The 21,378-nt window shown below is 66.3% G+C and carries 15 protein-coding genes and 1 pseudogene; 12 read left to right on the top strand and 4 right to left on the bottom strand.

Going from position 1 to position 21,378, the window contains the following annotated elements:
- Position 1 precedes the first annotated feature (1 nt).
- The 7 genes from L0C25_RS05665 to L0C25_RS05635 all read left to right on the top strand — a co-directional run bounded on the left by L0C25_RS05665 (position 2) and on the right by L0C25_RS05635 (position 9,553).
- Positions 2 to 856, top strand: coding sequence for a sulfotransferase family protein (locus L0C25_RS05665; protein WP_271635461.1), 855 nt, complete (start codon positions 2 to 4; stop codon positions 854 to 856).
- Complete coding sequence (locus tag L0C25_RS05660; protein ID WP_271635460.1) at positions 802 to 2,418, top strand: lipopolysaccharide biosynthesis protein; 1,617 nt, start codon at positions 802 to 804, stop codon at positions 2,416 to 2,418. The genes L0C25_RS05665 and L0C25_RS05660 overlap by 55 nt, the downstream gene beginning before the upstream one ends.
- Positions 2,419 to 2,769: 351 nt before the next feature.
- Complete coding sequence (locus tag L0C25_RS05655) at positions 2,770 to 3,504, top strand: hypothetical protein (protein WP_271635459.1); 735 nt, start codon at positions 2,770 to 2,772, stop codon at positions 3,502 to 3,504.
- A gap of 63 nt (positions 3,505 to 3,567) precedes the next feature.
- Positions 3,568 to 4,452, top strand: coding sequence for a hypothetical protein (locus L0C25_RS05650; RefSeq protein WP_271635458.1), 885 nt, complete (start codon positions 3,568 to 3,570; stop codon positions 4,450 to 4,452).
- A gap of 174 nt (positions 4,453 to 4,626) precedes the next feature.
- Positions 4,627 to 4,986 carry a glycosyltransferase family protein gene (locus L0C25_RS05645; RefSeq protein ID WP_271635457.1) on the top strand — a complete coding sequence of 120 codons (360 nt, stop codon included), beginning with the start codon at positions 4,627 to 4,629 and terminating at the stop codon, positions 4,984 to 4,986.
- Entirely contained in the window at positions 4,983 to 6,449 is a 1,467-nt protein-coding gene (locus L0C25_RS05640; RefSeq protein ID WP_271635456.1) for a glycosyltransferase, read from the top strand. The genes L0C25_RS05645 and L0C25_RS05640 overlap by 4 nt, the downstream gene beginning before the upstream one ends.
- A 407-nt stretch (positions 6,450 to 6,856) precedes the next feature.
- The gene (locus L0C25_RS05635) at positions 6,857 to 9,553 is read left to right on the top strand and encodes a PKD domain-containing protein (protein WP_271635455.1); all 2,697 of its coding nucleotides are present in this window, start codon (positions 6,857 to 6,859) and stop codon (positions 9,551 to 9,553) included.
- A 208-nt stretch (positions 9,554 to 9,761) separates the two neighbouring features.
- Here L0C25_RS05635 and L0C25_RS05630 read toward each other — a convergent pair whose 3' ends face one another.
- Positions 9,762 to 10,316: a glycosyltransferase family 2 protein gene (locus L0C25_RS05630; RefSeq protein ID WP_271635454.1), complete on the bottom strand. Its 555-nt coding sequence runs from the start codon at positions 10,314 to 10,316 to the stop codon at positions 9,762 to 9,764.
- 97 nt (positions 10,317 to 10,413) lie between these two features.
- Positions 10,414 to 10,656, bottom strand: a pseudogene (locus L0C25_RS24180) (glycosyltransferase family 2 protein); the annotation flags it as partial.
- A gap of 258 nt (positions 10,657 to 10,914) precedes the next feature.
- Here L0C25_RS24180 and L0C25_RS05620 point away from each other — a divergent pair.
- The 3 genes from L0C25_RS05620 to L0C25_RS05610 are packed head-to-tail and all read left to right on the top strand — an operon-like array spanning position 10,915 to position 15,364.
- A complete protein-coding gene (locus L0C25_RS05620) occupies positions 10,915 to 13,803 on the top strand; it encodes a PKD domain-containing protein (RefSeq protein WP_271635452.1) in 2,889 nt (962 codons plus the stop codon).
- Positions 13,804 to 13,824: 21 nt separating this feature from the next.
- Positions 13,825 to 14,508, top strand: a complete 684-nt coding sequence (locus L0C25_RS05615) for a hypothetical protein (RefSeq protein ID WP_271635451.1) — start codon at positions 13,825 to 13,827, stop codon at positions 14,506 to 14,508.
- A 46-nt stretch (positions 14,509 to 14,554) separates the two neighbouring features.
- Positions 14,555 to 15,364: a hypothetical protein gene (locus L0C25_RS05610; protein ID WP_271635450.1), complete on the top strand. Its 810-nt coding sequence runs from the start codon at positions 14,555 to 14,557 to the stop codon at positions 15,362 to 15,364.
- On the opposite strand, the gene L0C25_RS05605 is transcribed toward L0C25_RS05610, so the two are convergent.
- The gene (locus L0C25_RS05605; protein ID WP_271636797.1) at positions 15,358 to 16,299 is read right to left on the bottom strand and encodes a sulfotransferase; all 942 of its coding nucleotides are present in this window, start codon (positions 16,297 to 16,299) and stop codon (positions 15,358 to 15,360) included. The genes L0C25_RS05610 and L0C25_RS05605 overlap by 7 nt on opposite strands.
- A 140-nt stretch (positions 16,300 to 16,439) precedes the next feature.
- On the opposite strand from L0C25_RS05605, the gene L0C25_RS05600 reads away from it, so the two are divergent.
- Positions 16,440 to 18,458, top strand: a complete 2,019-nt coding sequence (locus tag L0C25_RS05600; protein WP_271635449.1) for a hypothetical protein — start codon at positions 16,440 to 16,442, stop codon at positions 18,456 to 18,458.
- A 777-nt stretch (positions 18,459 to 19,235) separates the two neighbouring features.
- On the opposite strand, the gene L0C25_RS05595 is transcribed toward L0C25_RS05600, so the two are convergent.
- Positions 19,236 to 20,546, bottom strand: coding sequence for a DUF2252 domain-containing protein (locus L0C25_RS05595; protein ID WP_271635448.1), 1,311 nt, complete (start codon positions 20,544 to 20,546; stop codon positions 19,236 to 19,238).
- A 57-nt stretch (positions 20,547 to 20,603) separates the two neighbouring features.
- Here L0C25_RS05595 and L0C25_RS05590 point away from each other — a divergent pair, with 57 nt between their 5' ends.
- Complete coding sequence (locus L0C25_RS05590) at positions 20,604 to 21,356, top strand: 3'(2'),5'-bisphosphate nucleotidase CysQ (protein WP_271635447.1); 753 nt, start codon at positions 20,604 to 20,606, stop codon at positions 21,354 to 21,356.
- The last annotated feature ends 22 nt before the right edge of the window (positions 21,357 to 21,378 follow it).

Raw genomic sequence — 21,378 nt, 5'->3', positions numbered from 1 at the left:
GATGAGACGGGGCACGGAGCTCGGGCGGCGCGGACTTCTTCGGGCATCCGAGGCTCTGGCCGCGCCGACGGCCTTCGCGCGACTCGAGCCGACCTTCCTGATCGTCGGCGCTCAGCGTTGTGGCACGACCTCGATGTTCAAGACGCTGATCCAGCATCCCGACATCGTCCGTCCGTTCCTCCGTAAGGGAATCCACTACTTCGACAAGAACTACGATCGGCCGGAGAACTGGTATCGCGGGCACTTTCCGCTCCGCGCCGCAGCGACCGCACGGCATCGCGGGCGCACCGCGCAGACCGGCGAGTCGAGCCCGTACTACATGTTCCACCCCCATGCGGCGGATCGCATCGCCGGCGACCTACCGGACGCACGATTGATCATGCTGTTGCGCGACCCGGTCGAGCGCGCGTACTCCGCGCACGCGCACGAGCTCGCCCGCGGCTTCGAGACCCTCGATTTCGAAGCGGCGATCGCGGAGGAGCCGAGCCGACTCGACGGGGAGTGGGCACGGATGGCCAATGACGCCTCGTACGACAGCCGCACGCTTCAGCACAACGCGTATCTGGCGCGGGGGCGCTACATCGAGCAGATCGAGCGCGTCGCCACTGCGGTCGGGCGCGAGCGGCTCCTGGTGGTCGACTCAGGTGACTTCTTCGCGACCCCGGAACCTGTATTCGAAGAGGTCCGAGAGTTCCTCGGGCTCGGTCCGGCGAACGGGATCCGGTTCGAGAGGCACAACTCGCGGCCACGCTCGACAATGGACGAGCACCTTCGCGCCGAGCTCCGCCGTTCGTTCGAGACATGGGACGCCCGCCTCGCCGAGTGGTGGGGACGTACGCCGTCATGGCGAAGGTAGCGAGCGAGGCGGGCGCGAAGCCGCCGTCAGACCGGCACCAGTCGACGCTGCGGCTGCTGGCGCGGGAGAGTCTGCTCAGCCTGCTCGGCAGTATTACGGCCGGTGCGCTGAACCTGTTGCTGCCGATCGTCGTCACCCGCCAGCTGACCCACGACGACGCGGGCATCTTCTTCGAGGCGACGGCCCTGTTCATGGTCGTGCTCAATGTCGGCACACTTGGCGCCGACACGGGGGTGCTTCGGTCGCTCCCGCAAGCGTTGGCGCGTGGCGAGAAGAACCTGGTCGGCGTTTACGTGCGAACGGCACTCGGTTTGCCGGTGGCCTTCGCGGCCGCCGGCGGTCTGCTCCTCGCCTGGACGGCGCCGATGCTCGGGCCACTGCTCGTTCACGACTCCGGCACGCTCGACGACGCGATGACCAATTGTCTCTACATCGTGGCGGCGATGCTGCCGATCGCAGTTGCGTACTCGGTCGGCGTCGCCACGACCCGTGGTCTTGGCTCGATCCGGGTGCTCGTGCTCGTCGACAAGGTCGGCAAGGGCATCGTCCAACTCGCCCTTGTCCTCGTCATGGCGGTCGGCGTCGGTACGGCCGCCGGCGCCGTCGCCGGATGGGTGCTTGCGTACGGTGCGGCCCTGCTCGCAGTCGTGTACTGGCTGGTGCGCTACCGGCGGCGTGGTCGCGACCGTCGACGTACCGAGCCGGCTGTGTCTCGGACCGAACGCCGTGAGCTCACCCGCTCGTTCTGGTCGTTCGCCGGCCCGCGTGCAGTCTCGAGGGTCTGTAACGTCGCGATGCAGCGGGCGGACGTCCTGCTCGTGGGCGCAATCCTCGGAGCCACCGACGCCGCGGTGTATGCCGCGGCGACGCGGTTCCTGGTGCTGGGAACGGTCTTCGTACAGGCGATCCAGCAGGTCATGGCGCCGAAGATCAGCGAATCCGTTGCCCTGGATGATCTCGACCGGGCCCGGACGATCTACGAGACCACCACCACCTGGCTTTCGCTGATCTCGTGGCCCGTCTATCTGCTCGCCGCCAACTTCGCGTACTTCCTCCTCGGTGTGTTCGGCCCGAGCTACGTGTCTGGCGAGACGACCGCCGTCATCCTCTGCCTCACGATGCTCGTCGCCACTTCCTGTGGCCCGGTCGACACCGTGCTCCTGATGGCGGGCAGAAGCATGCTGAGCCTCATCAATGCCGGAGTCTCGCTCTGCGTCATGGTCTGTGCGGACCTGCTCCTCATCCCGAGTCTCGGCATCGCCGGCGCGGCCATCGGCTGGTCGCTCGGAATCCTGCTGAACAACATGCTGGCTCTGGCGCAGGTCCATTCGACACTGCATATGCACCCGTTCGGTGCGCCACTGCTGGTGGCGGTGACCAGTGGGCTGGTGTGCTTCGGCGTCGTCCCCGCGTTGCTCCATCACCTGATCGCCGATGATCGGGCGGCGCTCTTGGCTGCAGTCGCGGTCGGGTCGACGCTGCATGCGACGGCAATTCGCATGTTTCGCCTCACACTGCGGCTGGATGGATTCTCGATCCAGCAGAAAAAGCCGCAAATCTAACGCCGAAAGACTGTTTTAGCCGGATGTTTTACGACATTCGGCGTACTGCTAACCCTCGGTGACATCCGCCGCGTTGCACTCACCTGCGACTGGACGTACGGTCCTTTGATCCGTCCAGTCACCCCTCGCATTTGAGTGATTACAATGAGTATACAAACCTACCCTGTGCGCCGTTCAGTGTGCGTACTGTCAGTTACCGCCGCGCTCGTCGTCGCGCCGCTCGCAAGCGCGGACGCGGGGCAGTCGGGCGGCCCAGCCGACCGAGGTAATGCCACCTCGTCGAAGAAGGGAACGCACACTCTTTTCGGTTCCACGGCGCAACAGCGATCCGGCGAGTCGGCGGCGCAGGCCATGCGGCGAACCGACCGCAAGTTCGCCGGCGTCGACGTCGTACGGGCGTTTCACACCGGTCTGCCCGCGTCGTGGTCGAACCTGAGGTCCGACTACAAAGGTCGGCGGCTCGTCGTGTCGTTCAAGGCCGATCCGAAGGCGATCACATCGGGGCGTTACGACCGTTACCTGACGCGTTGGTTCAAGAGTGCGCCCAAGAATCGGCGGACCTTCTGGTCGTACTACCACGAGCCCGAGGACAACATCGAGGCCGGACAGTTCACTGCCGGGCAGTACCGAAGAGCGTGGAAGCATCTCGACCGCCTCGAGGCGAAGGCCCACAACCGGAAGCTGAAGTCGACCCTGATCCTGATGGCATGGTCATTGAGCAAGGGGTCGGGCCGGTCGTGGAAGGACTACTACGCTCCGTCTGCGGTGAATGTCCTCGGCTGGGATGCGTACAACTACCTGATCCGTAAGAACGGCTACATCGCTCCGCGAAAGATGTTCCGCAAGATCAATCGGATCTCGAACCGGATGAACCGTCCGTACGGCGTTGCCGAGTTCGGCAGCCTGCTGGCCGGTTCGGACAACGGCGACAAGCGAGCGGCTTGGCTACGTCGGTCCGGTCGCTATCTCGCCAAGCATGATGCCACCTTCGTGACGTACTTCGACAGCGATGTCGGCGGCGACTTCCGCCTGCAGGACCGTCCCTCGAAGAAGGGTTGGCGATACGTCGTCAACAAGCTCGCCTGACGACTGCTTCCCTTTGCCCTTGTTCCGGGCACGCGACTCGACGCCCCGCACTAGCCTTGCGGGGTGTCGAGCCGTCGTGCCCTACTGCTGGTCCTCGCCGTTGCCGTTGCCGCTGCTCTGAGCGCCGCGCTCCTGGTGCGCGACGAGTCCGACTCTGCGACGGAGACGCAGTTCGGCACGACGGTCCGGGTCCGAGGCGGAGAGTCCGACGCGTCGGCGGTCGAGAGGTTGCATCGCGAAGTCGGCACGCCACCGATCGTCCGGCTGTTCTCGTCAACGCTCCCCGCACCGTGGCCGCGGTTGACGGACATCGCCGGGTCTGCCGATATCGTCGTATCGTTCAAGATCGCGCCGAGCGAAGTGTTGGCAGGCGCCGCCGACACGTACCTTCGCGAGTGGTTCGCGTCCGCGCCGACCGATCGCGACATCTACTGGGTGTACTTCCATGAGCCCGAGGACGACATCGAACGGGGAGCCTTCTCGGCGAGGGAGTATTCGCGCGCGTCGGACCGTATCGCACGGATCGCCGCAACGGCCGACAATCCGCGGCTGATCAACACAGTCGTGCTGATGTGTTGGACCGTTGGCGGGGACACGCAACGTCGGGTCGCCTCCTACCTCGCCGCTGAGCCTCCGGACGTGCTTGCCTGGGACTGTTACAACGCGGCTGCGCGGGACGGCGAGTACGCGAGCCCAGACTCACTATTCAAGGAGTCCGTGGCAGCGTCGAAGCGAGTCGGTGCGAAGTGGGCCATCGCCGAGTTCGGTAGCCCGCTCGTCGGGCACGACGACGGCGACCGCCGTGCCCGCTGGCTCCACGCCGTTGCGGCGTACGCCGAGCAGCACCAGGCGGAGTTCGTCACCTACTTCAACTCCACGGTTGGCGGCGACTTCGAACTGACCGATCAGCCGTCCCAACAGGCATGGCGAGCGATCATGGCCGGCTAGCGCCAGCTGCGAGATTGTGTGAACGGCAGACGTTCTCGAATGCCACTCGTAGAATCGACGAGGCTGGGGAGGCTGCAGATGAATGCTCGGTTACTGCTCGTGTCGTCGACCGGCGGCCACCTCGCGCAGCTTGTCCGACTCCGTTCCGTCTGGGCCAGCCATCCCCGTACTTGGGTGACGTTCGACAAGCCCGACGCGGTCGAGCCGCTCGCTGGAGAGCACGTCATCCACGCTCACCACCCGACGACGCGCAATGTCGTCAACCTCGCCCGCAACTGGCACTTGGCGCGCTCGGTGCTGCGTCGGGTCAGGCCGGATATCGTCATCTCCACGGGTGCCGGCGTCGCCCTTCCGTTCTTCGTCGAGGCGCGACGTAGGTCGATACCCACGATCTACGTCGAGGTGTACGACCGGATCGACTCACGGACACTGACGGGCCGGCTGTGTCGCCCGTTCACGTCAAGGTTCTGTGTCCAATGGGACGAGCAGCGAGACCTGTACGCGGGTTCGGAACTCTTGGGACCGGTGCTGTGAAGCCCATAGACACGATCCGCCCGGATGTGCCGCTGGTGCTCGTGACCGTTGGCTCCGATCATCACCGGTTCGACCGGCTCGTCGACTGGATCGACGCGTGGGTACAGGTGCGTGATGCCGACGAGGTCCAGGTGTTTGTCCAGCACGGGACGTCAAAACGGCCATCGCGTTGCGCCTCCCAGCCGTATGTACCCCACGACGAGCTGAACGCCCTCATGAGCAGAGCCGATGTCGTCGTCACACAGGGTGGACCGATGTCGATCGTCGAGGCACGGGATGCGGGGTGCGTTCCGGTGGTCGTACCGCGTGACCCTGCGCTCCACGAACACGTCGACGGGCACCAGATCGCGTTCTGCCGCCGCCTCGACGACGACGAGCTGATCAGAATGGCAGCGACGCGCGACGAGTTCGGCGCGCTCCTCGACGCCGCACTTGTCACACCCGACGAGTACACCGTCCCGGTCGACGGGAAGGCGGACGCGCGAGTCGCGGAGGCCGCCCGCCGACTGAGCAATATCGTCACGGAGCTCAGCGCCACACCAACCATTCCGAAGGTCCTCCTCATCTTGGGGTCAGGACGAAGCGGGTCGACGCTGCTCGAGCGCACGCTCGGCGAGGTTGCAGGAGTCTCCGCTCTCGGCGAGACCGTGCATCTGTGGGAGCGCGGCGTCCGCGACCACGAGCTGTGCGGCTGCGGGGTCCCGTTCGACGCGTGCGAGTTCTGGTCGGCGGTGGGCAAGTCGGGATTCGACGGTTGGAGCAATATCGATCCCGGCGAGATGATCGACGGGCGGCACCGGGTGGTTCGTACGCGTCGCATCCCCGAGCTCATCGCGGCGAGCCCGTCAGCCCGCCATCGACTCGAACGCGAGCGAATGGTGAATCGCCTCGATCAGCTCTACCGTGCGGCGCAGCAGGTATCGGGGTCGCGCCTCCTGGTCGACTCGAGCAAGCTTCCCGCGTATGCAGCGTTGTTGCGTCGCGCAAACGTGGACGTGCGCTGTGTCTTCGTCGTACGCGATCCGCGTGGTGTCGCACACTCATGGGGCAAGTCGGTCGAGCGGCCGGAGGTCGTCGGCGAGCAGGCGCTGATGCCGCGATACAGCGCGGCCAGGTCTGCGGCGACCTGGACCATGTTCGCCGGCCTCGCGGGCGCGTTGCGAGCGAGTGGCATAGCGATGACGACGGTGCGGTACGAAGACTTCCTCGCCGCTCCTGCCGACACCGTGCGGCACCTGCTGGACTTCGCCGACCACGATCTCGACCCGGGTGGCCTCGCCCAAATCGACGGCCGCCGAGTCCGGCTGGGGAACGCTCATACGGTTGCCGGGAACCCGATGCGGTTCAGGACCGGTACGGTCGATCTGGTGCGTGACGACGCGTGGCGTTCGCAGCTGCCGGCTCGGGACCGGCGCGTCGTCGAGCTGTTGACTCTTGGGGTTCGACGCGCACTCGGCTACTAGCACGGCGAGGAGAGCATCCCTCCCCCGTGGGCATGACGTACGCGCGGCGACACGCGGGCGTGTCGCACTCGAACGTCCCGCTCACGGCTCTTCGGCAGTTCCGGCGGGTTCACCTACGGTGGGTCAGGTCGCAAACACAGTAGGTATTTGTTCTCGGAAACTTTCCGAGTTTCGGTGTATATGCGCTAAGTCGGCGGTTTCATGGATGGGCAACCTTCAGTGTGTTTATCGGTATAGGGAAGCAGCCCATGATGGTATCTATTCGTCGTACAACGCGTCTCGCCATCGGGCTCGCGACGACTTGTCTGGTCGCAGGCACGTTGGCCGCACTTGCGAGCGCCCCGTCACAGAGCGCGGCACCGAACCACGACAAGGTGGTCAGCGCTGTCCCTGCCAACACCCCTGCCGTGGACAACAACTCGGTGCGGACCATCACCCAGATCGGCGACACCGTGGTCTTGGGCGGCAATTTCACGAAGGCGACGTCGGTTGGCGGCACCCAGGTCACGCGCAACTACCTGCTGTCGTTCAATGCCGACACCGGGAAGATCAGCACGTCGTTCGTGCCGGCGCTGAACGGCTCGGTCGAGGAGGTGCTGCGTGGACCGACGGCCAACACCCTGTACGTCGTAGGCGGCTTCTCCGAGGTCAACGGTGCGAGCTCGAGTCGGGTGACCCTGCTCAACCTCTCCGACGGCTCGCGGGTCGCAGGCTTCAGAGCGCCCGCGATGAACGGTCGGGCGAACACCATCGCGCGGGCCGGGGACCAGATCTTCGTCGGTGGCAACTTCCAGGACGTCGGCGGCAGCTTCTACGGCGGCCTCGTCGCGCTCGACGCGAGTAGCGGAGCGTTGCTTCCGTACCTGAACACGCCGGTCACCGAACGCCATAACAACAGCGGCGGCGGTGCGCAGGGTGCGATCGGCGTACGTGATCTCGATGTCACTCCGGGTGGCAGTCGAATGGTGGCGATCGGAAACTTCAAGAAGGTCGACGGGCTGTCTCGGGACCAGGCGGTCGTCGTCGACCTGACGCCGACCAGTGCGACCGTCGCGAACTGGCAGACGCGGCGCTACGAGCCGGGCTGCTTCAACTGGGCGTTCGACACGTACATGCGTGGCGTCGACATGTCGCCGGACGGCAGCTACTTCGTCATCGCGACGACGGGCGGCCACAACAACGGAACCCTGTGCGATACCGCGGCCAGGTTCGAGTCGGACGCGACCGGGAGCAACATTCAGCCGACCTGGGTCGCCGACACCGGTGGCGACACCCTGTGGGCAGTCGAGACGACCGAGCAGGCCGTCTATGTCGGTGGTCACCAGCGTTGGTTCAACAACGCGATGGGCAGCGACCGCGCCGAGCCGGGTGCGGTGCCGCGCCCGGGCATCGCCGCGCTCGACCCGCGCACCGGGGTCCCGCTCAAGTGGAACCCCGGCCGTAACCCGCGTGGCGCAGCGGTCTACGCGCTGCACGCTTCGTCCGATGGGCTGTGGATGGGCAGCGACACAGAGTGGGTCGGAAACCGTAGGTACCACCGGCCACGCGTGGCGTTCTTCTCACTCGCCGGTGGTGCGCGGGTCGCGAATGACTCCACGCCCACCCTGCCCGGTGAGGCGTACCTGGGTACGTCGGGTGCCAATCCGCTGCGGACCGTCGACTTCGACGGGACGACGGCTGGCGCGCCGACGAACGCGAACAGCGGCGGCATCGACTGGAGCCGAGTTCGCGGTGCCTTCCGGGTCGGGAACAACCTGATCTACGGACAGAACGACGGCGCGTTGTACAAGCGTTCGTTCGACAACGGCACCTTCGGCCCGGCGAGCAAACTCGACCCGTACAACGACCCGGCATGGGCCGGAGTCGATACGGGCAGCGGCAACACCTACGACGGCCGGATCAGCGCGTTCTACTCCCAGATCCCCAACGTGACCGGGATGTACTACGACAACGGCCGGCTCTTCTACACCCTGCAAGGCCAGTCAACGTTGTTCTATCGCTTCTTCAGTGTCGACAGCGGGATTGTCGGCGTCGACCAGTTCCAGGCGTCGACCGGCCGCAACTGGTCGACAACAGATGGCATGTTTGCGGCAGCTGGCAAGGTCTACGTCGCGTCGTCCAGCAACGGACTGACGGCGATCGACGTGCAGAACGGGGTCCCGTCGGGGTCGTCGTCGACGGTGGGCTCGGGCGTCGACTGGCGATCGCGTGCACTCTTCATCGGTCGAGTGAACTCTCCGCCGGAGGCTGCGTTCACTGCTACTTGCACCGACCGGACGTGTGAGGTCGACGGGTCGGACTCCAAGGACGACAGGGCGACGATCACTTCTTACGCCTGGGAGTTCGGCGACGGCAAATCGGCAAACGGCAAGCAGAGTCGGCATTCGTACGAAGACGACGGGTCGTACACGATCACGCTGACGGTGACCGACGACGGCGGGAGCACCGACATAGCAAACCGTCGGGTCAGGGTGTCCGCGCCGCCACCCTCGACGGTGAAGTACCGAGCTGCCACGGGCGTTGCGCGGCACCAGGCTCGGCCACGAGTCCCGATTCCCGCCAAGACCAAACGCGGTGACACGCTGTTGGCGCTCGCGACCTTCGCGTCGCGACATCCGAAGCCCAAGGCGCCGAAGGGATGGAGACTGGTCGGGCGCAAGACCGCGGGCCAGTTCGCCAGCTTTGCATGGACCAAGTCGGCGACGACAGCAGACGCGGGCTCCAGGAAGCGGTGGCGGCTCGCTGGTAGGCCCAAGGCGACCTTCACGGTTGCGGCCTACGCGGGCACCGACTCGATCGGCGCCGTCCGGAAGTCGACGGCGCGCCGGACCAAGAAGCACCGCACCCCGACCGCTAGGGCGAGCGCCGGCGACTGGGTCGTGTCGTACTGGGCCGACCGTTCGAGCTCGACGACCAAATGGAAGGCGCCGAAGTCGGTCGCCGCGCGGCGCAGAGTGTTCGGCGCGGGCAAGGGCCGTGTCACGTCGCTACTGGCCGACTCGAACGGCCCGGTCAACCGCGGGAGGGTCGGTCGCCAGACGGCCACTACGAACGCGAAGAGCCCCCGGTCGGTCGCCTGGACGATCGTCCTGAACGGGAACTGAGCAGGTGCAGCAGCCAATGACATAACCAGATCGGACGATCGCGATCTGTCGCGGCCGCCCGCCCGACGCTGAGCCGGTGTACAGGCGGCCCAACCGGCTCACGACACTGCCGCCGGCCATGCCGGTTCGATCACGACGCGAAGACGTTCACCGGAGACTCGGGCTCCCCGTTGGGGAGGGGACAGGAGACGACGTTGCCGCAGGGCCGTCAGATGCCGCGGCCCGCTCGGTGCGCGAGGCTGAGTATCCGCTCGGGTCCGACGATGCGCGCGTTCACGAGCATCGACACAAGGGCACGGCGCTCGGTTGGCTGGCGACGCAGGGTGGACAGCGCTGTCGCGAACGACTCCGCGTGGCGACCGCAGGCGGCCAGCGCGAACGCCTGCTGACCGGTGATCCGGGCGTGCCCGCGGCGGTCGTCGGCGAACTCCGGGTACTTGCTGAGGAGATAGTCGAGGGCCGACACGATCGTCTCGAACCTTCTTGTGAAGAAGGAACCTCGGTGCCAGAGAACCTCAACCAGCGGCTCCTCGACTACGGCGATCGGTCCGAGGCGGGCAAGTCGAAGCAACAGGTCGTAGTCCTCGCCGTAGCCGCCAGGTATCTCCTCGTCGACGAGGCCCGCCGATCCTTCCGAGAGGGCCGCACGCCGAATCAGGAAGGTAGAAGGATGTGCCTCGGTGAGTCGGTCGCGAAGCAGGTCTGCGAACCGGATCGTGTCGCGATCGAGAACGCGTGGCCGGACAGCGTTTTCGTAACGCACCTGTATCCCGGTGACGGCGGCGGATGCTGCCGGCGCTGACTTCGAGCGCGTGCACCTGGCGCTCCAGCTTGCCGGGCAGCCAGGCGTCGTCGTCGTCGCAGAACGCGACCAGGTCGTGCGATGCCTCCAGAATGCCGCTGTTGCGTGCACCCGGAAGCCCTGCTGTGCGGGTGTTCTCGATGACGCGGACGCGACGTCCGGGTCCGGAGTCGGCGAGTGCTTCCACCGGTTCGGAGCGGTCGAAGACCACGATGATCTCGATGGGTCCGGCATACTCCTGATCGGCGATCGACGCGAGAGCACGCTCGAGGAGTTGGAGCCGATCACGCGTCGCGACCACGACGGACACGCCCGGAAGCGCCAACGCCCACACCTCGCACACTAGAGTTCACCGGATTTGAATAAGGCTAGCCGCTCGGTGTTCTGCTGTCCGAGCGATCGCGGGAATGGCGTCAACGGCGACCCGAACACAGTGCGTTAGGTGCGCGCGACCCTACGTGTTTCTTTTGGCGAGTTTCTTGTTTCTGGTGTATTGACGCTGCAGCGGCGGTTTCATGGTGTGGACCTCGCGTAGGTGTTTTCGGCTTAAGGAAAGTAAATGATCGCATCCGTTCGTCGCAGCGTGCGGCTCGCCAGCGGGCTCGCCTTGACCGGTTTGGTGGCGGGGCTCCTCGCCGGGGTCTCGATTGCACCGTCGCAGAGCGCCCCTCCCAACCACAACAAGGTGGTCAGCGCAGTACCGTCCAACACGCCTGCTGTCGACAACGGTTCGGTCCGATCGATCACGCAGATCGGCGACCAGGTCGTGCTGGCCGGAAACTTCACCCGCGCGCGATCGGTGGGCGGCAGCCAGGTCACTCGAAATTACCTGCTGTCATTCGACGCCGATACCGGTCAGATCAGCTCGTCATTCGTGCCGTCGTTGAACGGTTCCGTCGAGGAGGTTCTTCCGGGGCCGACGGCGAACACCCTGTACGTTGTGGGTGGCTTCTCCCAGGTCAATGGCGCGAACTCGAGTCGGGTGACACTGCTCAATCTGTCCGACGGCTCGCGCGTTCCTGGGTTCAACCCTCCGGCGCTGAACGGCCGGGCGAACACCATCCAGCGGTCTGGCAACAGGATCTTCGTCGGCGGCAACTTCACCAACGCCGGTGGCAGCTTCTACGGTGGCCTGGTCGCGCTCGACGCGACCAGCGGCAATGTCATGCCCTACCTCAACCTGCCGGTAACCGAGCGACACAACAACAGCGGTCATGGCGCCCAAGGTGCCGTCGGCGTAAGGGACCTCGATGTGACGCCGGACGGAAGCCGCCTGGTGGCGATCGGGAACTTCAAACGCGTCGACGGGCAGCCGCGAGACCAAGCAGTCGTGATCGACCTGACCTCGTCGAGTGCCACCGTCGCCAACTGGCAGACGAGGCGCTACGAGCCGTACTGCTTCAACTGGGCTTTTGACACCTACGTGCGTGGCATCGATATGGCACCGGACGGGAGCTACTTCGTCATCTCGACGACGGGCGGCCACAACAACGGGACGCTCTGCGACACGGCCGCACGGTTCGAGTCGAACGCCACCGGCAGCAACATCCAGCCATCGTGGGTAGCCGACACGGGTGGCGACACGTTGTGGGCCGTTGAGACGACGGAGGAAGCGGTCTACGTCGGAGGCCACCAGCGTTGGTTCAACAACGCCTTGGGTAGTGACCGTGCCGAGCCCGGAGCTGTGCCCCGACCGGGTATCGCCGCGCTCGACCCGCGAACCGGTGTCCCGCTCAAATGGAACCCGGGCCGCAATCCACGCGGGGCCGCCGTCTACGCGCTGCACGCCTCGTCCAGCGGGCTGTGGATGGGCAGCGACACCCAGTGGGTCGGCAACCGCGACTACCGCCGGCCGCGGGTCGCGTTCTTCCCGCTCGCCAGTGGCGCTGCCGTCGCCGATGACTCGAAGCCGACCCTACCGGGCTCTGTGTACCTGGGCGGGCCTGGTGGCTCGACCCTGCGAACCGTCGCCTTCAACGGCACGACTGCGGGCACTCCGTCAACGGCGAACAGCGGTGGCATCGACTGGAGCCGCGTTCGCGGTGCCTTCCGGGTGGGGAACTCCCTCATCTACGGACAGAACGACGGTGCGTTGTACAAGCGGTCGTTCGACAACGGCAGCTTCGGCCCCGCGACGAAGCTCGATCCGTACAACGACCCGGCATGGGCCGGAGTGGACACCGGCAGCGGCAACACCTACGACGGCCGGGTCAGCGCGTTCTACTCTCAGATCCCAAGCGTGACGGGGATGTACTACGACAACGGCCGGCTCTTCTATACGCTGCAGGGCCAGTCCGCACTGTTCTACCGCTTCTTCAGTGTCGACAGCGGCATCGTCGGCGTCGACCAGTTCCAGGCATCGACCGGGCGGAACTGGTCAACAACGTCCGGCCTGTTCGCGGCGGGTAACACGGTGTACGCCGCATCGTCGATCAGCGGATCGCTGACCGCTATCACCGTCCAGAACGGAATTCCGTCCGGATCATCGTCGACAGTCGGCTCGGGTGTGGATTGGCGGGCGCGTGGGCTCTTCATCGGAGGTGCGGCGCAGACCGTGAACGAGCCTCCGACGGCAGCCTTCACCGCAGACTGCACCGATCTCTCCTGCGACGTCGATGCCGGCGGATCGAACGACACCGACGGGTCGATCGCCTCGTACGCCTGGGACTTCGGCGACGGCGACACGGGTTCGGGTGAGCAGTCGCAGCACTCGTACGCCGCTCCGGGCACCTACACCGTCGAGCTCACGGTGACCGATGCCGCCGACGCGACCGACGTCGCGACCCGGCAGGTCCAGGTGACCGAGCCGCAAGAGCCTCCGACGTCGGATCTGACGTTCCGCGATTCGGCGAGCGCCGCGCACGACAGCGCCCACCCCCGGCTTTCGATACCGGATCAGGCGCAGGCCGGCGACACTCTGGTCGCATTCGCGACCTTCGCCTCCGACTCACCGAACCCCGTTGCGCCGGCCGGCTGGACGCCGGTCGCCGACGAGACCTTCGGGAATATGGCCGGCTTCGTCTGGACCAAGACCGCAACGGCTTCGGACGCCGGTGCGAGCCAGCAATGGACCTTGTCCGGCAGCCCGAAGGCGACGCTGACGATCGGGGCGTACGGCGGTGCCGACTCCGCCGATCCGATCGGTGACGCCACCGTCGCGAACGCATCGTCAACGGCAAGCCACACGACACCGTCCGCGACCGCAGGCACGGGTGACTGGGTCCTCTCGTACTGGGCGGATCGTTCGAGCTCGACGACGGCGTGGAGCTCTCCGGGCTCGGTCGCCGCACGTGAGTCGGCGTACGGCGCAGCAGGTGGTCGCATCACCTCGCGACTGGCGGACTCGGACGGCCCGGTGGCCAGCGGGCAGGTAGGTGGCGTCACGGCCACCACCGATGCATCCAGCCCTCGGTCGATGAGCTGGACGATCGTCCTCCACGAGAACTGAGGTGAATCCAAAATGATCACGATGCAACCGACACGGGGCCTAGCGGCTGCAGCGGCGATCGTCCTTGTCTTGGGCGCGACGGCGTGCAGCGGCTCGGACGACGAGGGCGCTGCGTCAGGCGAGCGGAGCGCCGATGACCAGAGCGAGAGCGCCGACCCCGGATCGCCCAAGACGTCCGCTGCTGATGGGGACGAGGCCGCTGCAGATCCCGACTCGGGTTCGGCCAAAGGCTCCGACAGCCCGGCGGGGGACGGCACAGTCCCGGCCAACGAGGTCGCTCCACCGAACGACGAGGACGTCACACACGACGGCGACAGTCAGTCGCCGATCCTGAACCACATCCCGGGTAGCGAGGACGGTGCGTGCGTCGACACATCGGGCAAACGCGATGCGCGTTCGGGGGGCATGGCGGCGGGGCCGTTCGACGAGGCCCGGTCCTCGTACGGTGAACGTTCACCAGGTAAGGCGGCGCGGTCGATCCGGTTGTACTGGATCCCACGGCACGGCGCCAATGCGGGCGGTCTGACGGTGCGCGTCACCCGGGTTGGTGGTGGCTCGTCGACGACATTCACCAAGGCGACGGTCGGCGACGCAGAGCAGTGGACCTTCTACGACACGAACGTGCCGATCGCAGGCCCTGGCACCTGGAGGCTCCAGGCAACCTCGGGTTCGGACCGGGGCTGCTTCGACGTCACCATCGGCTGACGTGATGCCGCACGCTGCCAAGCAAGGTGAAACGGAGGACGGTTTCATGACCTACCGATCGAAGACAGTCGTCTTCTACGTTGCAGTCTTCGCGCTGTTCGCGCTGATCGTCGGTAAGCAGCTGTCGACGATCCTTCCCGCCGGCGTCGCCTCTCAGATCGGACACAACAGCGAGTCCTTGTGCTTCGCGCTGCTCGTGTGCGCCATGATCCAGTTCCTTCGCCCGGCGCGACTCTCGGCGGCCCAACGATGGGGCGTCTCGGCGGCGATCGCCGTCGGCTGCATCGCGGTCGGCTGGCTTCTCGTGCTCAGCGACCTACCGTCGAACGTTGCGACGTTGAACGAGCCGATCATCGCGGCCGGGGTACTGGCCCTGTACCTCCAGCTCGAACGACCCCTTCGGTGGCCATCGGCGTACGCGGCCGCAGTACTCGCCTTCATCGTCGTGCTGTTCGACACAGAGCTGGTCCTGAACCAGGCAGAGAGCCTCGTGCTCATCCTGCTGGCGCCGATCGGCCTCGATGTCATGGACCGGATGGTGCTTGCAGGGCGGGCGTACGACGTACCGATCCGCCGTCACCTGTGGTGCGCTGCGCTCGTCGTGTTCGCGCTGGCCATGATGGCGTTGGCGCCTTGGGCGCGCGAAGATCTCTCCGGTGCACTTCGACTGGGTATCGACTACGCCCATCGTGCCGCAGAAGCCTATTGGGGATGGCTGCTCGTGCACCTGTACTTCTCGTACTGGCTCGGCCGGCGCTACTCCGAGCGTTGGGTGCCGGCGAGAAGGTCGGCGTCGCGTGGTGAAGTCGGTGCGCGGCACCCCAAGCCAACGCCCGGACCGATCGCGGGTCAGTAGCCGTACCAGGAACGCAATGGTGCCGTGAGGGCGCTGACGAGCCTGCGGTCGCCGGGTGGCATGGTCTCGCGCCACGCGTCGTCGCGTCGCAGCGGTACGGTGCCGCTCGCCCGGCTGACCCGGCCGGCAGCGATTGCATGCGTGTGGGGAACGTCTACCTTTCCATCACCCAAGAATGCCCAGTCGCACGCCGCTGACCTGTCCTCGATCTCGAGGACACGAGACAGATGGCGTTGTGGTTCGGTGACGAGGTCCTCATATCGGAGCCGCGCCGTCGGCACGCCGAGCCGATCGAGAGCGCCGATTGCGAGGTTCACGGTCAGCCAGCGACGCGCGGTCTTCAGCGGTCTACTGCGGGGCATCCTGTTCGGCACGCCGGTGCCTCGATCCACCTCGACGACCTTGGAGAACGAGTACGCAACACCGCGCGGATCACGCACGACGTGCGCGACTCGCAGGTCGACCGCCCTCGCTTGGCGGAGCACGTACGCCATCGACGGCCGTTTCGACGAGTCGACGACCACCTGGCGCCCGCTCACCTCGACGATCGCTCGATACAGGTCGGTCAGGATCCCGGTGTACTCCCGAAGGGCAGATTCGAACTCGGCGGATCGGCGTCGACGTACGAGCTTCGGGATGGCGGCGGTGACATCGACGGTGCGTTGCAGCCGCTGGATGTGGGCCGTGTCGACGGACTCCCATCCGCCGTACGCGAGTTCGCCGACGTCCTGCCAGAACGTGCAGTCGTTGAAGGCGGCTCCGCATGCACATGGCGCGTTGCGGACCAGCGCGTCTTCCCACAGGTAGAAGATCTCGCCGACCCCCACGTGGTCGGGAAGCTGGTCGAGCATCAGGTCGGTGAGGGTGGACCCGCTACGCGGCATGCCGCCCACGTACAGAACAGAGACCCGGTCGGCCGCGGGGCGTGGCTGCATCACCGATCGCTCCTTGTGTGTTCGGGTCCACCGGTCACTATGCAGGATCGGGTCGGTCGTCGCAGCCGATCGGCAATACCGGACCCGACGCATCTGCCCCAGCGACCACGGCCGTTGTGATGAGTCGGCACAATGGGCTGGTGAGACAGATGTACGTGGCGCACGGCCCGATTCGTTCCGCATCGCTGGTGGTCGTGTTGGCGGTCACCATCGCGGTCGTTCCCGGACCTGCCGACGCCGACTCGGCGGATGCGCGGTCGACGGTAGGCGACGTACCGGCCCGAACCACACCCGCGGTTCGCAACGGCTCCGTGAACGCGATCGCGATCGTCGGAGGCACAGTCGTCATCGGCGGCACATTCAAGCGGGTCGCGAACCGTGGAAAGTCACGCGCACTCAAACGGAGGTTCATCACCGCCTTCGACCGGCGAACCGGAAGAGTCGTCAGACGTTTTCATCCCCGCCTCAACGGCCCTGTCACGTCACTTGCCCGCGTCCCCGGGCGCAGGGCGGTGTACGTCGGTGGTGAGTTCACGAAGGTGAACGGCCATCGGGGTTCGCATGTCACCCGTCTACGTCTGGGGAGCGGGCGTCGCGCTGCCCGGTTCCGCCCGCGCCGGTTCGACGGGAACGTTCGTGCGCTCGAGACCTCCCGCGGACTCCTGTACGTCGGTGGGCAGTTCAAGAACGTCGGCCGTGCGAAGCGCAGGGGGCTCGTTGCCCTGAATGGTCGGACCGGCAGGACTACCCGAAAGGTCAGGTTCGGAGTATCGGGCACCCTGGGCGGACTCCACGGGCACCCGAAGGGGCGAACCGGCATCCTGGCGATGGATGTCTCTCCGAATGGCAAGCGCATGCTGGTGGCGGGCAACTTCAACAAGATCGGCCGGCGGCATCGGGCGCAGCTCGCCCAGATCCGTCTCGGTCACCCGGCGCGCGTCCTGCCTTGGGGTACGCGGCGGTACCGCGCCCGGTGCGGCGTCAAATGGGACACCTACATGAGAGCGGTCGCGTACGCGCCGAGCGGACGCTTCTTCGTCGTCGCCGCGACCGGCGGGCCGCACGAGGGCAGCCTGTGCGACGCGGTCGCCCGATTCAGGAGCGGTGGTCGGAGCGCCAAGCACCAACCCAGGTGGGTCAATGCCACCGGAGGCGACACCCTGCTGTCGGCCGATGTTTCGAGAACGGCGGTATACGTCGGCGGCCACCAGCGCTGGATGAACAACCCGTACGCGAAGGACAGGGCGCGTCCCGGGGCCGTACCGAGGCCGAGCCTGGCCGCCCTCGACCCGCGTACCGGAATACCCCTTCGATGGAATCCGGGGCGCAATCCGCGCGGGGTCGGCGTCAGCGCATTGCTCGTCAACGGCGACGGACTTTGGGTGGGCGGTGACACGAAGTGGATAGGCAATCGCCAATACCGTCGACCGCGGATAGCCCTGCTACCCAGGCGACCCGGCCTCAGCCTTCCCCGGGGCCGGCAGACGCAGCTTCCGGGAACGGTCTTCCAGTTGGGCGCAAAGCGGCGCGACGACTCCAACGTGGTGGCAGTGGCGTTCACCGGCGGCCGGACCACCCGAGCCGCAGGCGTCGACATTCACGGGCTTAAGCGCGTCGGGTCCATTCGGGCCGCGTTCGTCGCCGACGGCAGACTCGTGTACGCGACGCGCAATGGCAGTCTGCATCGTCGCCGGTTCCGCATGACCAAGGTCGGTGCCGCGAGCCGAATGGATCCCTACCACGACCCGGTCTGGTCGAAGGTCTCCACGGGAGTCGGCGAGACCTACCGTGGCCGGGACTCGGGATTGCGTCACGATCTCCGATCGGCCACGAGCATGTTCTACAGCTCCGGTCGGTTGTACTACTCGATGCGCGGCAAGCGGCACCTGTACTGGAGGGCATTCTCGCTCGACTCCGGCGCCTCGCACCCGCAACGCCGGATCGCGAGGAGCTCGATTCGGTGGTCGAAGGTCGTCGGAGCGTTCCGATCCGGACGTGACCTGTACATCGCGAGGCGCAACGGGGGCAGGCTGTTGCGCGTTCGATTCGCTCACGGATCGGTACGAGGTCGGCCCCGGGCGATCGAAGGAGCTCAGGCGCATGGGGTGCGGTGGAACAATCGGGCAAATGTCGTGTACGGAAATAAGTTTCCCGAGTAAAGTGAATCACTCGGTGTAGAGGTCTCGGCTACCGATGGTGAGCCGCAAATAAGAATGCAGCAAAAAGCTTCCAATTCGGCAATTCCATGATCGCGCAATGTGTTTTCATGAGATGAGAAATCCGTTTCTACCGAGGGAGCAATTATGTATCTGCGACTACTCGCCGTCGGCGCGGCAACGATCGTGCTGGCAGCATCATCCGGTGCGGCTGTCACGTCCGCCGCGACATCCTCGCCCGTGCCCGATCGTCAGTCGCGCGCACCGACCATCTCGCCTTGGTACGAAGGAGTTCGCGCCGGCCAGACCCGGTTCGTCACCGCACCTGGAGCAGCCTGTCGGCCGAAGGCATCCGCTGCGCTCGCGGATCGTCGCTGCAAGATCGTCTACTCCGGTCGGTTCACGGCGACCGATCGCGGATACCGAGGCACGTACAGCGGATCGGCCTTCATCACCTATCTGTATCCCGACATCGACAACTACGCCGCGTTCGACAACGGAACGGTCACGTACCGATTCTGGCGGACCAACGGTACGTGGCTCGGAAAGAGAACCTTGGAGGTCGATAGCGGGACGGGGGGGCGTTGCCGGATTCCCCGGAGATATGAAGGTGTCATTCGCGATCGAGGAGCGAAACGAGCCCGCCGGGCTCGTGATCAGGATGAGTGGTGACGGCTTCAACGCGCTGGGTAACGATCTCTCCCTGACTCGGCGCTACCAGAACAGGATCCAATTCCAGAGCGGTATCTGAGGCGCGAGCCGGTGAGCGTGGCACCGGCCTCAGCCCGTTGCCGCCACCCCGCCGATCCCGCCTGCCCGGAACGCTTCGACGAACAATGCATGATCGTCGCGCACCCGATCGGCGTACGCGATGCCGAACTCGGTGATGTCGTCGACGAACTCCGCGCCGTCGCCGATCACGTCGACGATCGCCGCCTCGGTCTGGAAGTCGACCAGGTCCTGCTCGCTGTCGGCGTCGGAGACGCAATGGATCTTCGCTGTCGCGCGACCGAGTTGGGTGACGACGGGCTCGATCTCGGTTGGTTCGGTCAGGTTGCCCCAGCCGAGGTCGCGCTCGTACGGCGACAGTTCGTCGACCACGTAGCCGACGTCGTCGACCGTCGTGTAGCCGAGGAACGGATCCGCGTGCACCTGGAGCGCGCGCTGGCTCACGGCGGTGCGATGGCCCTCGTGCTCGAAGTAGCGCTGGATCCTCGGCCGGTCGACGATCCGGCTCACGGCCGGTACGTTCGCCTGCTTCATCGTGAGCACGACGTCGTTCTCGAATGCCTGGTTGTAGCCCTCGAGCAGCACGTTGTACGCGGGCAGGCCCGCGCTCCCGATGCCGAAGCCGGTCTTGCCGACGATGTCCTTCACGGCGTAGAACTCGGAGTGCTCCTGCCGCTTGCCCTGCGGGATCGTCTCGAGATAGCGCCCGAAGGCGTCGAGGGCCCGTTCGTACTCGGCGCGGTCGAGGCGACGCGTCGTGCCGGAGTCGGCGAACCGGCGGTCGTCGTCAGTGACGACGCTCAGCGAGTCGAGCATCGCGATCCGGCTCGACCGGCGGGCGGCCTGCAGCACCTGGTGTAGGGCGCCGTCGGTGTTGTCGAGTCGCAAAGCGAAGTCGCTGTCGCGGTTGCCCTCGACGTACGCGTGCACCTGCCCGACGTACGCCTGCAGGTACGACCGCGCGAGCGCATGCACGGACTCCTCCGGCAGCGCCTTGCGCCAACCGAGCAGGGCGAGGCTCGCGACGAAGCGGCGTACGTCCCAGCTGAAGTGGCCGACGTACGCCTCGTCGAAGTCGTTGACGTCGAACACGAGGACGCCGTGGGAGTTCATGTACGTACCGAAGTTCTCGGCATGCAGGTCACCGTGGATCCACACCCGCTCGGTTCGGTCGTCGGCCCAGCGGTCCCGCTCGCTCGCCATGTCCGCGTAGAACAGGCTCGCACTGCCGCGGTAGAACGCGAACGGGTCGGCGGCCATCTTGCGGAACTTCGTGCGGAAGGCAAGCGGCGCCGCGACCATCAGGTCGCGGAACGCGTCGTCGAGGGTGTCGATGATCAGCTGTTGGCGGTCCGCTGGCATTGCCCCAGGCTATGGGCGGGCGCAAATGAGGTGACGCCTCCTGGAAGGATGGCGCCCATGACGGAGATGACTGACCACCAGCTCGCCGCCTGGCTCGCCGACCGGGCCGGCGACGAGCTGCTGAAGGTGCGCGAGCAGGGCCTCGAGGGCAAGGAGCTCAAGGACGCGGGCGATCTCGCGAGCCACAACCTGCTGATGAGGCTGATCCCCGAGCAGCGGCCCGGCGACGCGATCCTCAGTGAGGAGGGCGCCGACGACTCCGCCCGGTTGTCGAGCGACCGGGTGTGGATCGTCGACCCGCTCGACGGTACGCGTGAGTTCTCCGAGCCGCCCCGTGACGACTGGGCCGTGCACGTCGCGTTGTGGGAGAGCGGCGACCTGGTCGCGGGCGCCGTCGCACAGCCCGCGCTCGGTGAGACCTTCAATACGGCAACGCCGCCGGTCGTCGCACCTCGTACGTCCGACCGGGTACGCATCGCCGTCAGCCGCACCCGCCCGCCCGAGTTCGTCAAGGTGCTGGCCGAGGAGATCGGCGCCGAGCTGGTGCCGATGGGTTCGGCCGGCGTCAAGGTGATGTCGGTCGTCCGCAACATCAGTGACGTGTACGTGCACGCCGGCGGCCAGTACGAGTGGGACTCTGCCGCGCCCGTCGTCGTCGCACGCGCGGCCGGCCTCTACACCAGCCGCGCCGACGGTCAGCCGCTCGCGTACAACCGGGAGAGCCCGTGGCTGCCCGACCTGCTGGTGTGCCGGCCCGAGCTTGCCGAGCAGATCTCCGGGTTCGTGGCGCGCTACTGGCAGGAGAACTAGCGCAGCCCTTTCGCACCGAACC

Origin of the sequence: Solicola gregarius (assembly GCF_025790165.1) — a bacterium.
GTDB lineage: Bacteria > Actinomycetota > Actinomycetes > Propionibacteriales > Nocardioidaceae > Solicola > Solicola gregarius.
Note: the sequence above shows the minus strand (reverse complement) of the source record. Positions and strands in the feature narration are given on the sequence as shown.

Bases quoted from the DNA above. Each gene is read 5' to 3' on its own strand.
- L0C25_RS05595 (WP_271635448.1), bottom strand. From the start codon at position 20,546: ATGCCAGCGGACCGCCAACAGCTGATCATCGACACCCTCGACGACGCG.
- L0C25_RS05620 (WP_271635452.1), top strand. From the start codon at position 10,915: ATGATCGCATCCGTTCGTCGCAGCGTGCGGCTCGCCAGCGGGCTCGCC.
- L0C25_RS05615 (WP_271635451.1), top strand. From the start codon at position 13,825: ATGCAACCGACACGGGGCCTAGCGGCTGCAGCGGCGATCGTCCTTGTC.
- L0C25_RS05590 (WP_271635447.1), top strand. From the start codon at position 20,604: ATGACGGAGATGACTGACCACCAGCTCGCCGCCTGGCTCGCCGACCGG.
- L0C25_RS05665 (WP_271635461.1), top strand. From the start codon at position 2: ATGAGACGGGGCACGGAGCTCGGGCGGCGCGGACTTCTTCGGGCATCC.
- L0C25_RS05660 (WP_271635460.1), top strand. From the start codon at position 802: ATGGGACGCCCGCCTCGCCGAGTGGTGGGGACGTACGCCGTCATGGCG.
- L0C25_RS05655 (WP_271635459.1), top strand. From the start codon at position 2,770: ATGCGGCGAACCGACCGCAAGTTCGCCGGCGTCGACGTCGTACGGGCG.
- L0C25_RS05610 (WP_271635450.1), top strand. From the start codon at position 14,555: ATGACCTACCGATCGAAGACAGTCGTCTTCTACGTTGCAGTCTTCGCG.
- L0C25_RS05605 (WP_271636797.1), bottom strand. From the start codon at position 16,299: ATGCAGCCACGCCCCGCGGCCGACCGGGTCTCTGTTCTGTACGTGGGC.